20 protein-coding genes and 1 tRNA gene are annotated in these 18,230 nt (G+C 64.7%); 11 read left to right on the top strand and 10 right to left on the bottom strand.

What is annotated here, in order from left to right; genetic code table 11:
• Positions 1 to 2: 2 nt before the first annotated feature.
• The 6 genes from thiD to BCV67_RS17360 all read right to left on the bottom strand — a co-directional run bounded on the left by thiD (position 3) and on the right by BCV67_RS17360 (position 4,629).
• A complete protein-coding gene (gene thiD, locus BCV67_RS17335) occupies positions 3 to 812 on the bottom strand; it encodes a bifunctional hydroxymethylpyrimidine kinase/phosphomethylpyrimidine kinase (protein ID WP_062168012.1) in 810 nt (269 codons plus the stop codon).
• A gap of 34 nt (positions 813 to 846) precedes the next feature.
• Positions 847 to 1,518: a YoaK family protein gene (locus BCV67_RS17340; RefSeq protein WP_062168010.1), complete on the bottom strand. Its 672-nt coding sequence runs from the start codon at positions 1,516 to 1,518 to the stop codon at positions 847 to 849.
• Positions 1,519 to 1,530: 12 nt separating this feature from the next.
• Positions 1,531 to 2,022, bottom strand: a complete 492-nt coding sequence (locus BCV67_RS17345; protein WP_428999527.1) for a hypothetical protein — start codon at positions 2,020 to 2,022, stop codon at positions 1,531 to 1,533.
• Between the two features lie 5 nt (positions 2,023 to 2,027).
• Positions 2,028 to 3,428: a PhoH family protein gene (locus BCV67_RS17350; protein ID WP_062168007.1), complete on the bottom strand. Its 1,401-nt coding sequence runs from the start codon at positions 3,426 to 3,428 to the stop codon at positions 2,028 to 2,030.
• An 82-nt stretch (positions 3,429 to 3,510) separates the two neighbouring features.
• Positions 3,511 to 3,990 (bottom strand): peroxiredoxin, encoded by a 480-nt coding sequence (locus BCV67_RS17355; protein ID WP_062168005.1) that lies wholly within the window; start codon positions 3,988 to 3,990, stop codon positions 3,511 to 3,513.
• A 78-nt stretch (positions 3,991 to 4,068) separates the two neighbouring features.
• Entirely contained in the window at positions 4,069 to 4,629 is a 561-nt protein-coding gene (locus tag BCV67_RS17360; protein WP_057628242.1) for a glycine cleavage system protein R, read from the bottom strand.
• A 160-nt stretch (positions 4,630 to 4,789) separates the two neighbouring features.
• Between BCV67_RS17360 and dapA the strand changes: the two genes are divergently transcribed.
• Entirely contained in the window at positions 4,790 to 5,683 is an 894-nt protein-coding gene (gene dapA, locus BCV67_RS17365) for a 4-hydroxy-tetrahydrodipicolinate synthase (protein WP_062168002.1), read from the top strand.
• A gap of 30 nt (positions 5,684 to 5,713) precedes the next feature.
• On the top strand, positions 5,714 to 6,229 hold the full coding sequence (locus tag BCV67_RS17370) for a hypothetical protein (protein WP_062168000.1): 516 nt from the start codon (positions 5,714 to 5,716) through the stop codon (positions 6,227 to 6,229).
• Positions 6,230 to 6,317: 88 nt separating this feature from the next.
• Here BCV67_RS17370 and fdxA read toward each other — a convergent pair whose 3' ends face one another.
• Positions 6,318 to 6,641 (bottom strand): ferredoxin FdxA, encoded by a 324-nt coding sequence (fdxA, locus tag BCV67_RS17375; RefSeq protein WP_062167998.1) that lies wholly within the window; start codon positions 6,639 to 6,641, stop codon positions 6,318 to 6,320.
• A 181-nt stretch (positions 6,642 to 6,822) separates the two neighbouring features.
• Positions 6,823 to 6,897 (bottom strand) — tRNA-Glu (locus tag BCV67_RS17380).
• A 42-nt stretch (positions 6,898 to 6,939) separates the two neighbouring features.
• Between BCV67_RS17380 and pcnB the strand changes: the two genes are divergently transcribed.
• The 6 genes from pcnB to pgi all read left to right on the top strand — a co-directional run bounded on the left by pcnB (position 6,940) and on the right by pgi (position 12,562).
• Positions 6,940 to 8,313 (top strand): polynucleotide adenylyltransferase PcnB, encoded by a 1,374-nt coding sequence (pcnB, locus tag BCV67_RS17385; protein WP_062167996.1) that lies wholly within the window; start codon positions 6,940 to 6,942, stop codon positions 8,311 to 8,313.
• 6 nt (positions 8,314 to 8,319) lie between these two features.
• Positions 8,320 to 8,808, top strand: coding sequence for a 2-amino-4-hydroxy-6-hydroxymethyldihydropteridine diphosphokinase (gene folK, locus BCV67_RS17390; RefSeq protein ID WP_062167994.1), 489 nt, complete (start codon positions 8,320 to 8,322; stop codon positions 8,806 to 8,808).
• Between the two features lie 31 nt (positions 8,809 to 8,839).
• Positions 8,840 to 9,655 carry a 3-methyl-2-oxobutanoate hydroxymethyltransferase gene (gene panB, locus BCV67_RS17395; RefSeq protein ID WP_062167992.1) on the top strand — a complete coding sequence of 272 codons (816 nt, stop codon included), beginning with the start codon at positions 8,840 to 8,842 and terminating at the stop codon, positions 9,653 to 9,655.
• Positions 9,652 to 10,494, top strand: a complete 843-nt coding sequence (panC, locus tag BCV67_RS17400; RefSeq protein ID WP_062167990.1) for a pantoate--beta-alanine ligase — start codon at positions 9,652 to 9,654, stop codon at positions 10,492 to 10,494. The genes panB and panC overlap by 4 nt, the downstream gene beginning before the upstream one ends.
• Positions 10,495 to 10,673: 179 nt before the next feature.
• A complete protein-coding gene (gene panD, locus BCV67_RS17405) occupies positions 10,674 to 11,054 on the top strand; it encodes an aspartate 1-decarboxylase (RefSeq protein ID WP_057628235.1) in 381 nt (126 codons plus the stop codon).
• Complete coding sequence (gene pgi / locus BCV67_RS17410; RefSeq protein ID WP_062167988.1) at positions 11,051 to 12,562, top strand: glucose-6-phosphate isomerase; 1,512 nt, start codon at positions 11,051 to 11,053, stop codon at positions 12,560 to 12,562. The genes panD and pgi overlap by 4 nt, the downstream gene beginning before the upstream one ends.
• Before the next feature lie 320 nt (positions 12,563 to 12,882).
• On the opposite strand, the gene BCV67_RS17415 is transcribed toward pgi, so the two are convergent.
• Positions 12,883 to 13,449 carry a response regulator transcription factor gene (locus tag BCV67_RS17415; RefSeq protein WP_062167985.1) on the bottom strand — a complete coding sequence of 189 codons (567 nt, stop codon included), beginning with the start codon at positions 13,447 to 13,449 and terminating at the stop codon, positions 12,883 to 12,885.
• Complete coding sequence (locus BCV67_RS17420; protein WP_062167983.1) at positions 13,446 to 14,672, bottom strand: ATP-binding protein; 1,227 nt, start codon at positions 14,670 to 14,672, stop codon at positions 13,446 to 13,448. The genes BCV67_RS17415 and BCV67_RS17420 overlap by 4 nt, the downstream gene beginning before the upstream one ends.
• An 81-nt stretch (positions 14,673 to 14,753) precedes the next feature.
• Here BCV67_RS17420 and ispG point away from each other — a divergent pair, with 81 nt between their 5' ends.
• The 3 genes from ispG to BCV67_RS17435 all read left to right on the top strand — a co-directional run bounded on the left by ispG (position 14,754) and on the right by BCV67_RS17435 (position 17,653).
• Positions 14,754 to 16,019, top strand: coding sequence for a flavodoxin-dependent (E)-4-hydroxy-3-methylbut-2-enyl-diphosphate synthase (gene ispG, locus BCV67_RS17425; protein ID WP_062167981.1), 1,266 nt, complete (start codon positions 14,754 to 14,756; stop codon positions 16,017 to 16,019).
• Positions 16,000 to 16,689, top strand: coding sequence for a phosphatase PAP2 family protein (locus tag BCV67_RS17430; protein ID WP_062167979.1), 690 nt, complete (start codon positions 16,000 to 16,002; stop codon positions 16,687 to 16,689). Before ispG ends, BCV67_RS17430 begins: the two co-directional genes overlap by 20 nt.
• A 316-nt stretch (positions 16,690 to 17,005) precedes the next feature.
• On the top strand, positions 17,006 to 17,653 hold the full coding sequence (locus tag BCV67_RS17435; RefSeq protein WP_062167977.1) for a response regulator: 648 nt from the start codon (positions 17,006 to 17,008) through the stop codon (positions 17,651 to 17,653).
• Positions 17,654 to 18,230 lie beyond the last annotated feature (577 nt).

Below are 18,230 nucleotides of genomic sequence, written 5' to 3' on the forward strand. Positions count from 1 at the left end.
GTTCATGCCGGTCGCGCCGCGCCGAAGTGATCCAGCACCATTACTTCGCTGTGGCCGGGGCGGTAGCCGCCCTGCAGGGCGCGTGCGACATAGTCGATGGCTGCTTCGCAGGCGTTGGCCAGCGACAGTCCGCAGCACAGTTGCGCGGCAATCGCCGAGGCCAGCGTGCAGCCGGTACCGTGTGCATCCACCGGCAGCCGTACATGGCTGAATTCCTCGCGGCTGACGCCGTCGAAGTAACGATCGATGACGCGACTGCCTTCCAGCAGGTGCCCGCCCTTGAGCAGGACCGCGCCGGCGCCCATGTCGAGCAGGGCGGTGGCGGCATCTTCTGCGTCGTCGGCATTGAGGATGCGGCGGCCAAGCAACAACTCTGCTTCCGGCGTATTCGGAGTCAGCAACGTTGCCAGCGGCAGCAGCCGCTCGCGCATTGCGCGCAGGGCGCTGTCTTCGAGCAGCTTGGCGCCACTGGTGGCGACCATGACCGGGTCGATCACGATCTGCGGTGGCCGCCGTTGTTCCAGTACATCGGCGACCAGGTGGATCACCTCGGCATTGGCAAGCATGCCCAGTTTGACCGCGTGGATATCAAAGTCATCGAAGCAGGCATCGATCTGCGCGCGCAGGAACTCCAGCGGCGGCACATGCACGGCGGTGACGCCACGGGTGTGCTGTGCGGTGAGTGCGGTGATTGCCGACAGGCCATGCACGCGATGGGCGGCAAAGGCTTTGAGGTCGGCTTGAATGCCTGCGCCGCCACCGGAATCGGAGCCGGCAATGGTCAGGGCGGAAACGGGGGTGGAAGGGCTCATTGGCCGATTGTGCAGTGTTTGCCGAAGGCCTGCCTCACCGCTGCCGGCGCATCAGCCATTGCCGGTACAGCACGTATCCCATGCCGCTCAGTCCGGTCAGCAGGGCCGGTACCAGCAGGGCGTCGTACTGCCAGCGCGCGAACAGCCATGCGCCGAGTACACCGCCGGCCAGAAAGCCGCTGATGATCAGACCACTCAGGGTCAACCGGTGCATCGGCACCGGCAGTCCGCGCAGCAGGTGGCCCAGGCCGATGCCGAGATCGGTGAACATGCCGCTCAGGTGGGTGGTACGGACGACTGCGCCGCTGAAAGTGGTGGCCAGCGCGTTCTGCAGCCCGCAGGCCATGGCCGCAGCCAGTGCGCCCCAGACCTGGTGCTGCTTGAACAGAGGAATGGCCAGCAGCAACAGGGCAGATTCCAGTGCCAGCGCAACCCCATAGCGGCGCCCGAGTTGCAGGGTGCTGTCCTGGATGATCAGGCCGCTGAGGATCGCGCCCAGCGCAAAGGCGATCAGCAGGCCCCACAGATGGCCGACCGAGCGCCAGTCGGCATGCGCCAGGGCAATGCCGAGCTGGCTGGTGCTGCCTGTGACATGGCTGACGGCCTGGTGTTCAAAACCCAGAAACCCGACCGCATTGACCATGCCGGCCACGCACGACAGTGCAATCGCACCGATCCAGACCCAGGTGGGCAGGCGGACCTTCATTGCGCCGCCCGGTCAGGGCGACGACTTCGCGCCGTTGCGTTCGATGCTGCTGAAGGTACCGGTTTGCGGGTCGTAGACCGCGCCCCAGAACCGCGCGCCGCCATCGCAGACCCGGATCGCTTCGCGGCCCGGGTCCATTTCGCTGTGGTCGGGCAGGGTGAAGGCATTGATGTAGATCAGCCGTTTGCCTGCGGACTCGAAGCCCACGTACTGGCGGCCGGACTGGGCCGGCTCGGCAATGCTGGGCTGCAGCTGCGCCAGTCGGCTTTCCAGTGCGTCGATGTCGGCGCGGCTGGGCGCCCAGTAGCCGGTGACTTCACCGGCGTGTCTGGCGGGGCTGTCGCGCGAGCAGGTGTCCAGCACCTGCGCGGCGACCATGGGGCGGGTGACCACCCAGGACTGTCCCGTCTTTACCGCCGTCGGCACGCTGCCCGGACGGGTGTTGGTCGGCGTGCAGGCGGCGACGGCCAGTGTGGCGGCGGCCAACAGGGACAGGGTTTGCAGCTGTTTCACAGAACCTCCGAAGCGTAATCGGCCAGGCGCGAACGTTCGCCCCGACGCAGTGTGATGTGTGCACTGTGCGGCCAATTCTTGAAACGGTCCACCGCATAGGTGAGGCCTGAGGTGGTTTCGGTGAGGTAGGGCGTGTCGATCTGCTCGACGTTGCCCAGGCAGACGATCTTGGTGCCGGGGCCGGCGCGGGTGATCAGCGTCTTCATCTGCTTCGGGGTGAGGTTCTGCGCCTCGTCCAGGATCAGGTAACGCGACAGGAAGGTGCGGCCGCGCATGAAGTTCATCGAGCGGATCTTGATGCGGCTGGCCAGCAGGTCATTGGTGGCCGCGCGGCCCCAGGCGCCGCCGTCCTGGTTGTGGGTCAGCACTTCCAGGTTGTCGGTGAGTGCGCCCATCCACGGCGTCATCTTTTCTTCCTCGGTGCCGGGCAGGAAGCCGATGTCCTCGCCGACGCTGACCGTGGCGCGGGTCATGATGATCTCGCGGTAACGCTGCGTGTCCATGGTCTGCGCCAGGCCGGCGGCCAGCGCCAGCAGCGTTTTGCCGGTGCCGGCGGTGCCGAGCAGGGTGACGAAGTCGATCTCCGGGTCCATCAATGCGTTGAGGGCGAAGTTCTGCTCGCGGTTGCGCGCGGTGATGCCCCAGACCGAATGCGAGCCGTGGCGGAAGTCGTTGACCAGCGACAAGGTGACGCGGCCATCGCCTTCGACCTTGGCCACCTTCAGCTCGACTTCGTCGTCGCCGGGCAGGTAGGCGTACTGGTTGGGATGCCAGTCCTCGTCGTCGGCGGCCATGATCTCGTAACTGGTGCGGCCCTTGTCGCTCCAGCTGCGCAGGCTTTCGCTGTGCTTCTTCCAGAAATCCTCCGGCAGCTGGGTGGCGCCGGTGTAGAGCAGGCTGAAATCGTCCAGCGCGCGGTCGTTCTCGTAATCCTCCGAATCAATGCCGGCAATGGCAGCCTTGATGCGCAGGTTGATGTCCTTGGAGATGAACACCACCGGGGTTTCCGGGTGCTGTTCCTTCAATGCCAGGATCGCGCCGAGGATGGCGTTGTCCGGGATAACCTTGCCGAAACTCTTGCCAGCCTCGAAATGGCTGGTCTGGAAGTAGAGGTTGCCGGCGCTGTGCGCGCCGCGCAGTTGCAGGCCCTTGGGTTGCGCCAGCGGCACGCCGTTCTGCACGCTGCCGATGCCGGATGCTTCGATCAGCTCATTGAGGAAACGGCTCACCTGGCGGGCGTTGCGGCTCGCCTCGGTAGTGCCCTTCTTGCCGTTGTCCAGCTCCTCGATCACCTGCATGGGCAGGTAGACATCGTGTTCCTCGAATTTGAACAGCGCGGTCGGATCGTGCATCAGCACGTTGGTATCCAGTACGTAGATGCGCTTGCCTCGGGTCATCGTCGATTCCTGGTGGCGGGACAGGGTCACGCCATCGCACCTGCAGGGCAGGGCGATGACATGGGTTGGAACGGGAGGTGGGTCACTTGGTTTGAGCGGCCTTCAGTGCTTCCAGCACGGCATCGGCATGGCCGGCGACTTTGACCTTGCGCCATTCCTGCACGAGCTGGCTGTCAGGAGAGATCAGAAAGGTACTGCGTTCGATGCCGCGTACCTGCTTGCCGTACATGTTCTTCATCTTGATCACGTCGAAGGCGGTGCACAGCGCTTCATCCGTGTCGCTGATCAAGGGGAACTTGAAGCCCTGCTTGGCGCAGAAGTTGTCGTGCGACTTCAGCGAGTCGCGGGAGATGCCGAACACCTGTGCCCCGGCGCGCTTGAACTTTGGCAGCAGGGCGTTGAAGTCCAGGCCTTCGGTGGTGCAGCCGGGGGTGCTGTCCTTCGGGTAGAAGTACAACACCAGCCATTGGCCGGCGAGGTCGCCGAGGCTTGTGGTGGTGCCGCCGGACAGTGCCAGCGGCAGCTCGAGGGTGTTTCGGTCCAGGGTATCGCCGATGTTCATCAGATCCTTTCCGGAGCCTGGGGTAATTCGATTGCAGTTACATGAAACGCCGCGCGCCTGTGACGGGCGCGCGAAACATCAGAACTTCATCGGGTCCATGATCGCGTCCAGGTTGAGGTGGTCGCAGAATTCGAGGAAATCGTCGCGCAGCGCGGCGATGTGCATGTTGGAGGGAACACCAATGGTGATCTGCGCGGAGAACATCTCCGCGCCGGTCTGCATGGCCTGGTAACGCGTGCTCTGCAGGTTCTCGATGGTGATGCCCTGGCGGTCGAAAAAGTCGGCCAGCTGGAACAGGATGCCCGGCTTGTCGGCGGCAACGACCTCGACGATATAGGGCAGCAGGTTGGACTGGGCCTGCTTTGCGGCGGTGCGGTACCACACCAGCTTCAGGTTCTCCTCGCGCTCAAGCCGGGTCAACATCGCCTCGAGCTTGGCCACCGCATCCCAGGAGCCGGTGGCCAGGGTGGTGACGGACACGTCGCGGCCCACGGTGGCAAGGCGGGCATCAACCAGGTTGCAGCCGCTGTCGGCGATTCGACGGGTGACGGACAGCAGAGGGGACTCCGGATGCGTCGTATAGGCGTTGATCAGGAGGTGGTTTTCGGTCGGCAGCGGCCGCGGCGTGGTGTCGGTCAAGGTGGTTCCGGGAGCTAGAGAGTCTGAACAACACCGTTGAAGGGCTGTTCGTTGGTGTCCAGCATACTTGCCCGTGCTTTCGACCGGCAAGTAACATGCCTTCGGTCACGAACCCGCCGACCGGCGGGCTTCTTTACCCCCACGAAGAGCGACTGACCCTTTGTCCATATCTGGTCTCATCACCGCGCTGGCGACGCCTTTCCAGGCCGACGGCGCACTCGATCCTGAGGGCTGGCAGCGCCTGCTGGCCCAGCAGCTCAAGGGCGGCGTCCAGGGTGTAGTCGTGGCTGGCTCCACCGGCGAAGCCTCCACCCTGTCCGACGATGAATACGATGGCCTGCTGCGCAGCGCCGTGGCGGCCTTCGCCGGCAAGGTGCCGGTGCTGGCCGGTACCGGCCTGTCCGGCACCGCCCGGACCATTGCCCTGACCAAACGGGCGGCCGCCCAAGGCGCTACCCATGCGCTGGTGGTCACCCCGCCTTATGTACGCCCCACCCAGGAAGGCCTGCGCCAGCATTATCTGGCGGTGGCCGAGCAGGGCGGCTTGCCGGTGGTGCTGTACAACGTGCCCGGGCGCACCGGCTGCGATCTGCTGCCGGAGACCGTTGCCGCGCTGGCCGCGCACCCGAACATCGTCGGCATCAAGGAAGCGGTCGGCGATACCTCGCGGCTGAAGGCTCTGCTGGAGCTGCGCAGCAGCAGCTTCGCCATCCTCAGTGGTGACGACGGCACGGCCGCCCGTTCCATGCTGTCCGGTGCCGATGGCCTGATTTCGGTGGGCTCCAATGTGCTGCCAGGGGCTTACCGGACGCTGTGCGATCTTGCCCGCGCCGGCCAGCATGAGCCGGCCGAGGCCTGGGATGCCCGCCTGCAGCCGTACCACGATTTTTGCGGTGTCGAGTCCAATCCCATTCCGGTCAAGGCGCTGTTGCAGCGCATTGGTATCGGTCAGGGCCTGCGCTTGCCGCTGCTTCCGCTTTCTGCGCCGCACCACGCACATGCCGATCATCTGGCCGCTGACGTGGACGCGTTGGAAGAACTATCCAGCCGCTGATTCGGCGGCCTGAACTCTGGAGATTCACCCATGCGTCAAACCTCTACCGTTCGCGTGTTCTCGCTGGTGCTGCTGGGCGTTGTCACCGCCGTGGCGACTTCCGGCTGCTTCTTCAAGCGCGGTGCCCGTGGCGACTACGCGCTGGCCCCAGAAGCGCGCCCGCTGGAAGTGCCGCCGGACCTGAACCTGCCCAGCACTGCTGGCTCGGCGCCGATCCCGGCACTGGCCTCGGCCGCCAAGCCCGCCGCTGCTTCGGCAGCCACCGTGGCCTCGTCGCAGAGCGGCTTCACCGTCAGCGGCAGCCGTGACGAGGTCTTCGGCAAGGTCGGTGAGGCACTTGCCGGCGTCGAAGGCGTGACCATCGCCAGCCGCGCGCAGCTGCTCGGTTCCTATGATGTGGCCTATGAAGGCAGCAACTTCCTGGTGCGCGTGGTCGCTGTTGATGCCGGTGCCTATGTGTCGGCGGTGGACCCGCGCGGCATGCCGGCCACCGATGCGGCCGCAACCAAGCTGATTGCGGCGTTGAAGGCCAAGCTGGCCGGCTGATGCCGGTGGCTTGGGGATGAAAAAAGGGCGCCGCGTAAGCTGGCGCCCTTTCTGTTTGGCTGGCTGCAGTGGCTGGCGGTTGCGGCGCTCAGCGTTCCAGCAGCTTGAGCTTGTCCGGCTTGCCGTCCCATTCGGCGGCATCGGTCGGTGGTTCCTTGCGCACGGTGAGCACCGGCCAGGCCTTGGCCAGCTCGGCATTGAGCGCGACAAAGCCTTCCTGGCCGGCCGGCACATCGTCCTCTGGGAAGATGGCGTTGACCGGGCACTCGGGCTCGCACAGGGTGCAATCAATGCATTCGTCAGGGTCGATCACCAGGAAGTTGGGGCCTTCGTGGAAGCAATCCACGGGGCAGACTTCGACGCAATCGGTGTGTTTGCACTTGATGCAGTTTTCGGTAACGACAAAAGGCATGGTGGGGTCCGGCGTTGAGCCCTGCAATTCTAGATCAGGATGCAGGCGATGGGCGTGGGTATTCTCATTGGCCGGGCTTGCTGGCGCAGCGAGGGGTACCGGAGCCAGGGCAAGGGGCACTGGCGGGGTGTACAAAGCAAAAAACCCCGCAGGGCGGGGCTTTTTGTTTCGCAGACGGAGCTGGCGCTCCCTAGGGGACTCGAACCCCTGTTTTAGCCTTGAGAGGGCCACGTCCTAACCACTAGACGAAGGGAGCGTTTTGTTCGCGTCTGGCTAGCGCGCTAGTATATGCATCTGGTTGCCGCTCGGCAATCCCGTAAACCCAACTGGAAGCGCCAACATCAATTCCATAGTTACAACGCCGTTCACCGTCCGCGTGATTCCGCGCGACCAGCACAGCATCTCGCGCCGGGACATCAGCCCCAATGCGCTCAGGGTGCTCTACCGTCTGCGCGAATCCGGCTTCGGCGCCTATCTTGTCGGTGGCGCCGTGCGTGACCTTCTAGTAGGTGGACGCCCCAAGGATTTCGACGTTGCCACCGACGCAACGCCGGAGCAGGTCAAACAGCTGTTCCGCAATTGCCGCCTGATCGGGCGCCGCTTCCGCCTTGCGCATGTGGTGTTCGGCCGCGAGATCATCGAGGTGGCGACGTTCCGCGCCAATGTTGATGACGGCAGCGGCGACCGCGAGGTCGAGAACGGCATGCTGGTCCGCGACAACGTCTACGGCACCATCGAAGACGATGCGGTCCGTCGCGACTTCACCTGCAACGCACTGTATTACGCGATCGAGGACTTCTCGGTGCGCGATTACACCGGTGGCTTCGAAGACGTGATGGCCCGCCGGATGAAGCTGATCGGCGACCCCGAGCAGCGCTATCGTGAAGACCCGGTGCGCATGCTGCGGGCGGTGCGGCTGGCAGCCAAGCTGAACTTCGAGATCGAGGCGGCCACGGCCGAACCCATCCCGCGTCTGGCCAACCTGCTGAGCGAGGCTGCGCCGGCTCGCCTGTTCGAGGAAGTGCTGAAGCTGTTCCTGTCCGGGCATGGCGTGGCCAGCTTCGAAGGATTGGAGCGCTATGGCCTGCTGGCGGTGCTGTTCCCGGAAAGCGCCGCAGCGCTGAAGAGCAATCGCAGTGGTGCTCTGCGCCGCATTTTGATCGATGGCCTGCGCAATACCGACGAGCGTGTCGCCAACGAGGAGCCGGTGTCGCCGGCCTTCCTGTTCGCGCTGCTGCTGTGGCCGGCCTTCTGTCGCGCGCTGATTGGCCTGCAGAAGCAGGGCCTGGCGCCGGAAGAGGCGCAGCGCCGTGCTGCCGACCGGGTCACCCTGCACCAGCTCAGCACCATTGCGCTGCCGCGCCGCTTCTCGCTGCCGATGCAGGAGATCTGGCTGCTGCAGTCGCGTTTCAGCTCGCGCCAGCGCAAGCGCGTGATGCGTACCTTGAGCCACCCGCGCTTCCGTGCAGCGTTCGATTTCCTGGCCCTGCGCCAAGCCGCGTCCAGCGAGCACCAGGAAGACATCACGTTCTGGCGCGAGGCACAGGCACAGGCTGGCCACGAGCTGGGTGTGGAACTGGATTCAGTCCATACCGACGGGGAGGTCGAAGAGGGCGCGCCGCGTCGTCGTCGACGTCGTCGTCCCCGCGGTAGCGCAGCTGCGGGCGAGTAGGCGGGCATGGTCGTAGCCTGTATCGGACTGGGCGCCAACCTCGGTGACGCGCCCGCCACCCTGCGCGCGGCGATCCAGGTGCTGGCAGGCCTGCCGGGCACGGAGCTGCTGGCCAGCTCGCGGCTGTACCGCAGCCCGGCCTGGGGCAACGAGGCGCAGCCGGACTTCGTCAATGCAGCCGTGGCGCTGCAGACCGAGCTGCCGGCGCCGCAGCTGCTGGAGCAGCTGCTGGCAATCGAGCAGCAGTTCGGGCGGGTGCGCGAGCCGGGCCAGCACTGGGGCCCACGGCTGCTGGATCTGGATCTGCTCCTGTATGCCGAGCAGGTGATCGACCTGCCGCAGCTAAAGGTGCCGCATCCCTTCCTGCACCAGCGCGGCTTCGCTTTGCTGCCTTTGGCCGATGTCGCGCCGCAGGCCGTCATTCCGGGCCATGGAACAGTGCGGGACGTATTGGTTGGTATCAATACCAGCGGTATCGATCCGATAGGGGGATAATGGGCGGCTCATAAGCCACCGTTATGACCACATGAGCACACACGCAGATAGCAAGCCCTGGACCGTACCCGCCCTGGCCGAGGCCAAGCGCAACGGCCAGAAGCTGGTGATGTTGACCGCCTACGATGCCGGCTTCGCCCGTGCTTTCGACGCCAATGGCGTGGACCTGATCCTGGTCGGCGATTCGCTGGGCATGGTGGTGCAGGGGCACGACTCGACGCTGCCGGTCAGCGTTGACGATGTGGTCTATCACACCCGCGCCGTCGCCGGCGTGCTGGAACGTGCGCTGCTGGTATCGGACCTGCCGTTTGGCGCCGATGCCACCGCCGAACGCGCGCTGGACGCCTCGCTCAAGCTGCTGCAGGCCGGCGCCGAGATGGTCAAGATTGAAGGTGCCGGCTTCAAGCTGGACATCATCCGCCACCTGGTGGAGCGCGAAATCCCGGTCTGTTCGCACCTGGGCCTGACCCCGCAGTCGGTATTGCGGCTGGGCGGCTACCGCGTGCAGGGCCGTGGCGATGCCGGCAAGCAGCTGCTCGACGATGCCAAGGCCGTAGCCGAGGCCGGCGCCAGCCTGCTGGTGCTGGAGTGCGTGCCCACCCCGATTGCCGGGCGCGTCACCGCCGGCGTAACCATTCCCACCATCGGTATTGGTGCCGGCCCCGATTGCGACGGGCAGGTGCTGGTGCTGCATGACTTCCTCGGTCTGGACAGCGGTCACCGACGTCCCAAGTTCGTCAAGGATTTCCTTGCCGAAGGCGGTTCGGTGGCCGGTGCGGTCCGTGCCTATGCCGACGCCGTGCGCGCCGGCATCTTCCCCGACGCAGAGCACGCCTACGCATCATGATCGAAACCGTTACCGAACTTTCCCGGCTGCGCGCCGTTGTCAGCGGCTGGAAGCGCGAGGGCCTGCGCGTGGCGTTGGTGCCGACCATGGGCAACCTGCATGCCGGCCACTATTCGCTGGTCAAGCTGGCCCGTGAGCACGCCGACAAGGTGGTTTCCAGCGTGTTCGTCAATCCGACCCAGTTCGGTCCGAACGAGGATTTCACCCGCTACCCGCGCACGCCGGAGGCCGACACCAGTGGCCTGGAACAGGCCGGCTGCGACGTGCTGTGGCTGCCCACGGTCGAATCGATGTATCCGTTCGGGGTGGAACTGGCTGCCAACGTGCATGTGCCTGGCGTCAGTTCGCTGCTGGAAGGGGCACATCGCCCGGGGCACTTTGACGGTGTCTGTACGGTGGTCAGCCGCCTGTTCAACCAGGTACAGCCCGACGTGGCCGCGTTTGGGCGCAAGGACTACCAGCAGCTGGCGGTGATCCAGCAGATGGTGGCCGACCTGGCGTTCCCGATCCAGATCCTGGGCGGCGAGATCGTGCGCGAGGCCGACGGCCTGGCGATGAGCTCGCGCAACCAGTATCTCACCGCCGACGTGCGGCCGCAGGCCACGGTGATCCGCAAGGTACTGCTGGCCGCGCGCGATGCCTACCTGGGCGGCGCCGAGCGGGTGGCGGTGGAGCAGGAAGCGGCTGCACGGCTGCAGGCGGCGGGCTACGCGGTGGATTACGCGGTGGTGCGCATGCCCGACCTGAGCGAGCCGGGCCAGAGCCACGAAGGTGCCCGCGTGGCGCTGGTGGCGGCCAAACTGGGCAACACCCGCCTGATCGACAACATCGAGTTCTGAACAGGGCAGCGGGCGGACTTCTACTGTCCGACAACCACTGTTCGCGTGACCTTCAATGGCGCCCCTGTGGCGCCATTGTTGTCTGTGTGGAACGCCGCCGGATAGGTCATGTTGCAGTGCGGGCAGGGCCCCGCAGCGGTGCTAGACTGCGCTCTTTCTCACGCAGTTTCGGCATTGTCATGCAACTCTCCCTGCTCAAGACCAAGATCCACCGCGCCACCGTCACCCATTCGGAGCTGAACTACGAAGGCTCCATCGCGATCGACGACAACCTGCTGCAGGCGACCGGCATCCGCGAGTTTGAACAGGTGCATATCTGGGACGTGACCAACGGTGCCCGTTTCACCACCTACGCATTGCGGGCAGAAGCCGGCAGTGGCGTCATCTCGCTCAACGGCGGCGCCGCGCGCCACGTGCAGGTGGGCGACATCATCATCATCGCGGCCTTCGCCAGCATGAGCGAAGCCGAGGCGGACAGCTTCAAGCCCAAGCTCGTCTATGTTGACGGCGACAACCGCATTTCCCACACCAACGACAGCATCCCCACACAGGCCGCATGATCACCAACAACGGATTCGACGTTTTGCACGCCCACGCCCAGCGTTTGCAGGGCAGAGGCATTCCCTCGCTGATGGCCGCAGAGCCTGACCGGGTGCAGCGCATGGCGCTGAAAGTCGGTCCGTTGTATGTGAACTTCGCGCGGCAGAAATACGACCGCGCGGCCCTGGATGCCTTGCTGGAACTGGCCGCCGCGCGCGATGTCGCCGGCGGTTTCCAGCGCTTGTTCGCCGGCCAGAAAATCAACCTCACCGAAGATCGCTCGGTGCTGCATAGTGCGCTGCGCGGCAATGCCAGCGACGCTCCGGTTGCGCTGGCGGCGCACGCCGAAGCAACGGTGGTGCAGGCGCAGATGGGCGGCTTGATCAAGGCGCTGGAAACCAGCAATGTCACCGATATCGTCAGTGTCGGCATTGGTGGTTCGGACCTTGGTCCGCGTCTGGTCGCAGACGCCCTGCGCCCGGCGGCAGGTGCGCGTTTCCGCGTGCATTTCGTTTCCAATGTCGACGGCGCAGCCATGCAGCGCACCTTGGCGACGCTGGACCCGGCAACCACTGCCGGCATCCTGATCTCCAAGACCTTCGGTACCCAGGAAACCCTGCTCAATGGCCGCATCCTCTGCGATTGGCTGGGCGGCAGCGAGCGTCTGTACGCAGTCAGTGCCAACCCCGAGCGCGCCGCCAAGGCTTTCGACATCGCCGCCGAGCGCGTGCTGCCGATGTGGGATTGGGTAGGTGGCCGTTACTCGCTGTGGTCGGCGGTAGGCTTCCCGATCGCCTTGGCGATTGGCTTTGAGCGCTTTGGCCAGTTGCTGGAAGGTGCCGCGCAGATGGACGCGCATGCGGCCAGTGCTCCCTTGGCGGAGAACCTGCCGGTGCTGCATGCACTGACCGACATCTGGAACCGCAATGTGCTCGGCTATGCCACGCATGCGGTGATGACCTATGACCAGCGCATGGCCTTGTTGCCGGCGTACCTGCAGCAGCTGGTGATGGAGAGCCTGGGCAAGCGGGTCAAATGCGACGGCAGCCCGGTCGATGGCGACACGGTCTCGGTGTGGTGGGGCGGCGCGGGCACGGACGTGCAGCACAGCTTCTTCCAGGCACTGCACCAGGGCACCAGTATCGTGCCGGCCGATTTCATCGGCTGCGTGCGCAACGACGACCCCTACGAAATCAATCACCAGGCCTTGCTGGCCAATCTGCTGGCGCAGACCGAAGCCTTGGCCAACGGCCAGGACAGCGAGGATCCGCACCGCCAGTACCCGGGTGGCCGCCCCAGTACGATGATTCTGCTGGACGCGCTGACCCCGCAGTCGCTGGGCGCCTTGATCGCGATGTACGAGCACGCGGTGTATGTGCAGTCGCTGATCTGGGATATCAACGCCTTCGATCAGTTCGGCGTCGAGCTGGGCAAGCAGTTGGCGAGCCAGTTGCTGCCGGCCCTGCAGGGTGAGGCGGTGGAGATTGCCGACCCGATGACGCTCGAGCTGCTGGCACGGCTGCGCTGAGAGCCGATAGTGTGTTCGTGTTGAAGAGAAAAGCCGCGCAGAGATGCGCGGCTTTTTTTGCCACCTCCCTTTTGCGCAGCAAAGGGGAGGGTTGGGGAGGGGTAGGCTTTGAGGCCTTGCAGGCATCGCCAGCTTCGCGGCTTACGCCGCTCCCACAAAACCTGGTTCACCAAGCTGCGGAAACTGGGCTGAGTTGGCCGGAGAATGTGGGAGCGGCGTAAGCCGCGAAGCTGTACGGCTGAAACGCCGGGCATCTTTGCTCATCGGCGATGCGGGTTAAGGCCCCTGCCGAGCATGGCTCGGCACTACAGAAAGTCGGCCTACCTGTTCGGGTCGCGCTCCGGGCTGGGTCGCTTGGTCAGCTTGCGCTGCAGTGAACGCCGGTGCATGCCGAGCAGGCGCGCGGCGGCCGATACATTGCCGCCGGTCTCATGCAGTGCCTGCTGGATATGCTCCCACTGCAGTCGGCTGATCGGGGTCATCGCGTCCGGAGGCTCGATTTCTTCGGGTTCCTCGCCGGCCTCGTCTTCCTCGCCGAGCGCGCGCAGGATCATCTGTACCGTCGCCGGCTTCGGCAGGTAGTCATCGGCGCCCAGCTTGATCGCTTCCACCGCCGTGGCAATGGAGGCATAGCCGGTGACCAGCAGGATGCGCATGTCCTGGCGCAGTTCGCGCAGCGGCTGGATCAGGGTCAGGCCGGATTCGCTGCCCAGCTTGAGGTCGATCAGCGCGAATGCCGGCGGCTGCTGCGTGGCCAGCTGCAAGGCACTGCCAGTATCGGTGGCGGTGATCGCTTCGATGCCACGGCGGGCCAGCGTGCGCTGCAGGGTACGCAGATAAAGCGGGTCGTCGTCGACCAGCAGGCCGTGGGTGGCGGGAGCATTCATGGACTTACCTCGATGTTGTTCAACGGCAGACGGAAGCCGACACGTGCTCCCTGGCCTTCGGCCGGACGCATCCACAGTTCGCCCTGCAGGCGCTCAATGGTGGCATGCGACAGTGCCAGGCCGACACCCATGCCGTTGCTTTTGCCGCTGTTGAACAAGGTGCCTGGCAAGGCGGCGTCATTGGCATTGAATCCCGGCCCGTAGTCGCGCACTTCGCCGTACAACTGGCCTTCGTGGATGCGCAGGTCCAGATCGATCTGCGCGCGGCCGGCGTGTTCGCCGGCGTCGGCGGCGTTGTTCAGCAATACCTGCAGCAGGTGGCCGATGCCGGGGTCGAGTTTGAGCTGCAGCGGGGCATCCGGGTTGCGTCGCAATTGGATGGTCGGGCGCACCAGCCGCCATTGTTCGAGCACGCTGGCGATGGATACCGGTGCACGGCTGCCGGCGCCTTCGGCCGGTGCGGCCAGGGCCAGCACCTTTTCGCGGCATTGGACCAGCAGCTCGCGCAGGGTTTCCAGGTCGTCGCGCATTTCCGGGGTGGCGGCGCCCTGTTCGACGATGTCGTCGGTGAGCAGGGTCATGGTCGCCAGCGGGGTGTTGAGCTCGTGGGCAACCGAGGCCGCATGCGTGGCCAGGGCGACAATACCTTCGTTGCGGACGAAGCGCTCGCGCAGCATCGCCAGCTGGTTCTCGCGCTCGCGCAGGGCGCCGGCCAGGCGGGTGGAGAACACCAGCACCACCACGCTGGACAACAGGAAGTTGGCCGCCGCCCCCCACAGGTGCAGGCTCATCGTGTCGAAGTAGCCGCCCTTGAGCGGCAGCCCGAACACCGCGCTCAATGCATAGCCGCCCACGCAGGCCGCCGCCACCGCGTGGGTCCAGCGCAACGGCAAGGCCAGCGCGGCCAGCGCGATCAGGATCAGGAACAGCGAGCCAAACGGATTGGCGATACCACCGCTCCAGCCCACCATCCAGGTCAGCACGGTGACATCGACCAGGATGTGGCCGAAGGCGGTCACCGGCGCCGGGTCGCTGTCGTGCACGCGCAGCTGCACGTAGAGGTTGAACAGAGCCAGGACTGCCACGCCGGCCCACAAGGGTTCCTGCGGCAGGTCCAGGCCCAGCAGCCAGGTGGCGACCAGGATGGTGGTGGCCTGGCCGGCGGTGGCCAGCCAGCGCAGGCTGCACAACGTGCGCAGAAAAGAGGTATCTCGGGTTTCCATGGCGCAATCGTATGCTGTCGTGATGGCTACAACGCAATCCAAGGTTCATGCCTTGGAGCGGTTGGCGCGCTAAAATGGGCCATGCATGACGCCGTGACCCGCCCAACACCGCCCTCCGACGCTACCGCGTGGCCCCGCCGCATCACCCAGTCCGTCGCCATCGGCGGCGTCAAGGTGGGCGGAGGAAACCCCGTGGTCGTGCAGTCGATGACCAATACCGATACCGCCGATGTGGCTGCCAGCGTCAAGCAGGTGGCCGAACTGTGGCGCGCGGGTTCGGAAATGGTGCGGCTGACCGTCAACAATCCCGAGTCGGCCGCGGCCATTCCGCGCATCGTCGACAAGCTGGCGATGATGGGCATCGAGGTGCCGCTGATCGGCGACTTCCATTACAACGGCCATCAGTTGCTGACCGGCGAACCGGCCTGTGCCGAAGCCTTGGCCAAGTACCGCATCAATCCGGGCAATGTCGGCTTCGGCAAGAAGAAGGACACCCAGTTCGCGCAGCTGATCGAGTTCGCCATCAAGTACAACAAGCCGGTGCGCATTGGCGCCAACTGGGGCTCGTTGGACCAGGCGCTGGCGGCCAGGCTGATGGATGAGAACAGCCAGCGTGCACAGCCCTGGGATGCTGGCCGGGTATTGCGCGAAGCCCTGATCCGCTCGGCGCTGGATTCGGCGCAGACCGCGGTCGAGCTGGGCCTGCCGCGTGATCGCATCGTGCTGTCGGCCAAGGTCAGCGGCGTGCAGGAACTGATTGCCGTCTACCGCGATCTGGCGCAGCGTTCGGACTTCGCCCTGCACCTGGGCCTGACCGAAGCCGGTATCGGCAGCAAGGGCATCGTCGCCTCGTCGGCGGCCTTGGCCGTGCTGTTGCAGGAAGGTATTGGCGACACCATCCGCATTTCGCTAACGCCCGAGCCGGGGCAGTCGCGTACGCAGGAAGTCATCGTCGCCCAGGAGTTGCTGCAGACCACCGGTCAGCGTGCCTTTACGCCGATGGTCACCGCCTGCCCGGGTTGTGGCCGTACCACCTCCGAGTTCTTCCAGGAGCTGGCCAAGGTGGTGCAGAACCACGTGCGCGAAAAGATGCCGGTGTGGCGCATCAGCCACCCCGGTGCGGAGAACATGACCTTGGCGGTGATGGGCTGCATCGTCAACGGCCCGGGCGAGTCGCGCCACGCCAATATCGGTATTTCCCTGCCGGGTACCGGCGAAACGCCGGCTGCACCGGTCTTCGTCGATGGCGAGAAGAAAGTCACCCTGCGCGGCGAGAACATCGCGCACGAGTTTGTCGCGCTGATCGATGATTATGTTGAGACCCGGTATGCACGAAACTCCGGTTGATTCCCGGAGCGAAGCTGCCGGATTGCGTCGCTGGCTTGCCCACAACGCGTGGCGGCTGGTTGTGTTGTTCATCGGCGTGCTATTGCCGCTGGCCGGCTTTGTCGCCCTAGCCGACGAAATACATGAAGCCGAAGCGCTTCATTTCGACGCCGCGCTGCTGATGCGCATGCATGCGATCGCCACCCCAGGCTTGAACGCGTTCTTCGTGCTGATGTCCAAGCTCGGTTACCAATGGGGCGTCATTCCACTGGACGTGGTGATCGTGGCGGCGCTGCTGCTGCGCCGGCGCTGGCGCAAGGCCGCATTCGCCGCGACCGCGTTCGTTGGTTCGGCGCTGTTGAATCTGGGCAGCAAGCAGATATTCCAGCGTGAGCGCCCCAGCCTGTGGGAATCGATTGCGCCGGAAAGCACCTTCAGCTTTCCCAGCGGCCATGCCATGGGCTCGATGACGCTGGCGCTGACCCTGGTTTTTTTGACCTGGCGCACACGCTGGCGTTGGCCGGTGGTGGCGTTGGTCAGTGGTTTTGTCGTTTCGGTGGGGCTGTCGCGGGTCTACCTGGGGGTGCATTACCCCTCGGATATCCTGGGCGGCTGGTGTGCCGCAATGATCTGGGTGACAGGGGTGTACATGCTGATGTTCCGCCGGCGCTGGTCTTTACCCGCGCCCTGAAACGCATTGCAATGGGGATTGTCCAAAAGGTAAGAGAAGTCCTAAGTCATTGGACGAATTGACCTGATGGATACAGTATGGGTTGCGACGGCATAGTGAACTCGCCAGCCGCAGGCGCATAAACCGCATCATCCTGATGCCTAAAACTACAGACACATTTCCTGCGAGTGGGTGTCCGATAGAGCCCAGTTGGGCCACTTCTGCTTGATAATACGCATGGCCTTGCCATGAGGGGACGGGGAGGGCCGTCGCCTCGCATGCTCGGATTTTGCCGCGCCCAAGGCTTCAACTGTCACCTCGCCGCGAGGAATCCTTCATGACCATCAGTGTTTTTCTTATCGATGACCACGCGCTAGTTCGCACGGGCATTCGGATGATTCTTTCGGGGCAAACCGGGATTGAAGTCATCGGCGAAGCGGATAGCGGCGACATCGCGCTGCCGCAGATCCGGCGCCTGAAGCCGGACGTCGTCCTCTGCGATCTGCACCTGCCCGGCCTGAGCGGGCTGGAGATCACCGAACGCATCGTCAAGGGGGATCACGGTACCCGGGTGATCATTGTGTCCGTGCTGGAAGATGGGCCGATGCCCAAGCGTCTGCTGGAGGCAGGTGCGTCGGGTTATGTGGGCAAAGGCGGCGACTCCAAGGAGCTGATCCGCGCCATCCATGACGTTGCCATTGGCAAGCGCTACCTGGCGACCAGCATTGCGCAGAATCTTGCGCTGTCCAATCTTGAAGGCGGTGCATCGCCGTTCGACCTGCTTTCGCCGCGTGAGTTGGAAGTGGCATTGCTGCTGATCCAGGGGCATCGACAGGAAGAGATCGCGCGCCGCTTGAGCCTCAGCGCCAAGACGGTCAATACGCACAAGGCGCGGTTGTTCCAGAAGTTGAGCGTGCAGGACAACATCGCCCTGGCCCGGCTTGCCGCGCAGTACGGCGTCGGTGATCCGACTCGGGCCATCTGAACCAGCCGCCTGCAATGGCTGTGCTGTGCAGGATGAGGATGTCTGGTTGGTAAGCCGCTGCGTTGGAGCAGCGCACCATGAAGAGCGCAACGGCAACGTTGCGCTCTTTTTGTTGGCTCAACGGCCATGTAGGAGCGGCATCCATGTAGGAGCGGCGTCAGCCGCGAAGCTGATGGATTGTCAGGTGCAGGAGTGGCATCAGCCGAGCGGCTACCTAGTCAGACCGCAGTGACAGCAAGAGTTTGAGTGGTGACAGCTTCGCGGCTGACGCCGCTCCCACAGGCAAGTGCGCGGAAACCTGAGCCGAAGCCAGAGCACTGATGGTGGCCGCTCCTACAGGCAGTGCAAAGGTACCCGCATCGGAAGCCAGAGCGCCGATGGTGCCCGCTTTTGTGGGAGCGGCATCAGCCGCGAAGCTGATGGATTTTCAGAGGCAGGAGTGGCATCAGCCGAGCAGTTACATCATCAGATGGCAGCGACAGCAAGAGTTTGATTGGTGTCAGCTTCGCGGCTGACGCCGCTCCTACAGCAAGTGCACGGGGACCCGCATCCGAAGCCAGAGCGCTGATGATGGACG

The organism is Stenotrophomonas nitritireducens (assembly GCF_001700965.1).
Classification (GTDB): Bacteria; Pseudomonadota; Gammaproteobacteria; order Xanthomonadales; family Xanthomonadaceae; genus Stenotrophomonas; species Stenotrophomonas nitritireducens_A.

Coding starts and splice junctions, on each gene's coding strand:
- ispG (WP_062167981.1), top strand. CDS start 14,754: ATGCATGACGCCGTGACCCGCCCAACACCGCCCTCCGACGCTACCGCG.
- BCV67_RS17430 (WP_062167979.1), top strand. CDS start 16,000: ATGCACGAAACTCCGGTTGATTCCCGGAGCGAAGCTGCCGGATTGCGT.
- thiD (WP_062168012.1), bottom strand. CDS start 812: ATGAGCCCTTCCACCCCCGTTTCCGCCCTGACCATTGCCGGCTCCGAT.
- fdxA (WP_062167998.1), bottom strand. CDS start 6,641: ATGCCTTTTGTCGTTACCGAAAACTGCATCAAGTGCAAACACACCGAT.
- panB (WP_062167992.1), top strand. CDS start 8,840: ATGAGCACACACGCAGATAGCAAGCCCTGGACCGTACCCGCCCTGGCC.
- BCV67_RS17340 (WP_062168010.1), bottom strand. CDS start 1,518: ATGAAGGTCCGCCTGCCCACCTGGGTCTGGATCGGTGCGATTGCACTG.
- panD (WP_057628235.1), top strand. CDS start 10,674: ATGCAACTCTCCCTGCTCAAGACCAAGATCCACCGCGCCACCGTCACC.
- BCV67_RS17420 (WP_062167983.1), bottom strand. CDS start 14,672: ATGGAAACCCGAGATACCTCTTTTCTGCGCACGTTGTGCAGCCTGCGC.
- panC (WP_062167990.1), top strand. CDS start 9,652: ATGATCGAAACCGTTACCGAACTTTCCCGGCTGCGCGCCGTTGTCAGC.
- BCV67_RS17415 (WP_062167985.1), bottom strand. CDS start 13,449: ATGAATGCTCCCGCCACCCACGGCCTGCTGGTCGACGACGACCCGCTT.
- BCV67_RS17350 (WP_062168007.1), bottom strand. CDS start 3,428: ATGACCCGAGGCAAGCGCATCTACGTACTGGATACCAACGTGCTGATG.
- BCV67_RS17370 (WP_062168000.1), top strand. CDS start 5,714: ATGCGTCAAACCTCTACCGTTCGCGTGTTCTCGCTGGTGCTGCTGGGC.
- pgi (WP_062167988.1), top strand. CDS start 11,051: ATGATCACCAACAACGGATTCGACGTTTTGCACGCCCACGCCCAGCGT.
- BCV67_RS17435 (WP_062167977.1), top strand. CDS start 17,006: ATGACCATCAGTGTTTTTCTTATCGATGACCACGCGCTAGTTCGCACG.
- BCV67_RS17355 (WP_062168005.1), bottom strand. CDS start 3,990: ATGAACATCGGCGATACCCTGGACCGAAACACCCTCGAGCTGCCGCTG.
- folK (WP_062167994.1), top strand. CDS start 8,320: ATGGTCGTAGCCTGTATCGGACTGGGCGCCAACCTCGGTGACGCGCCC.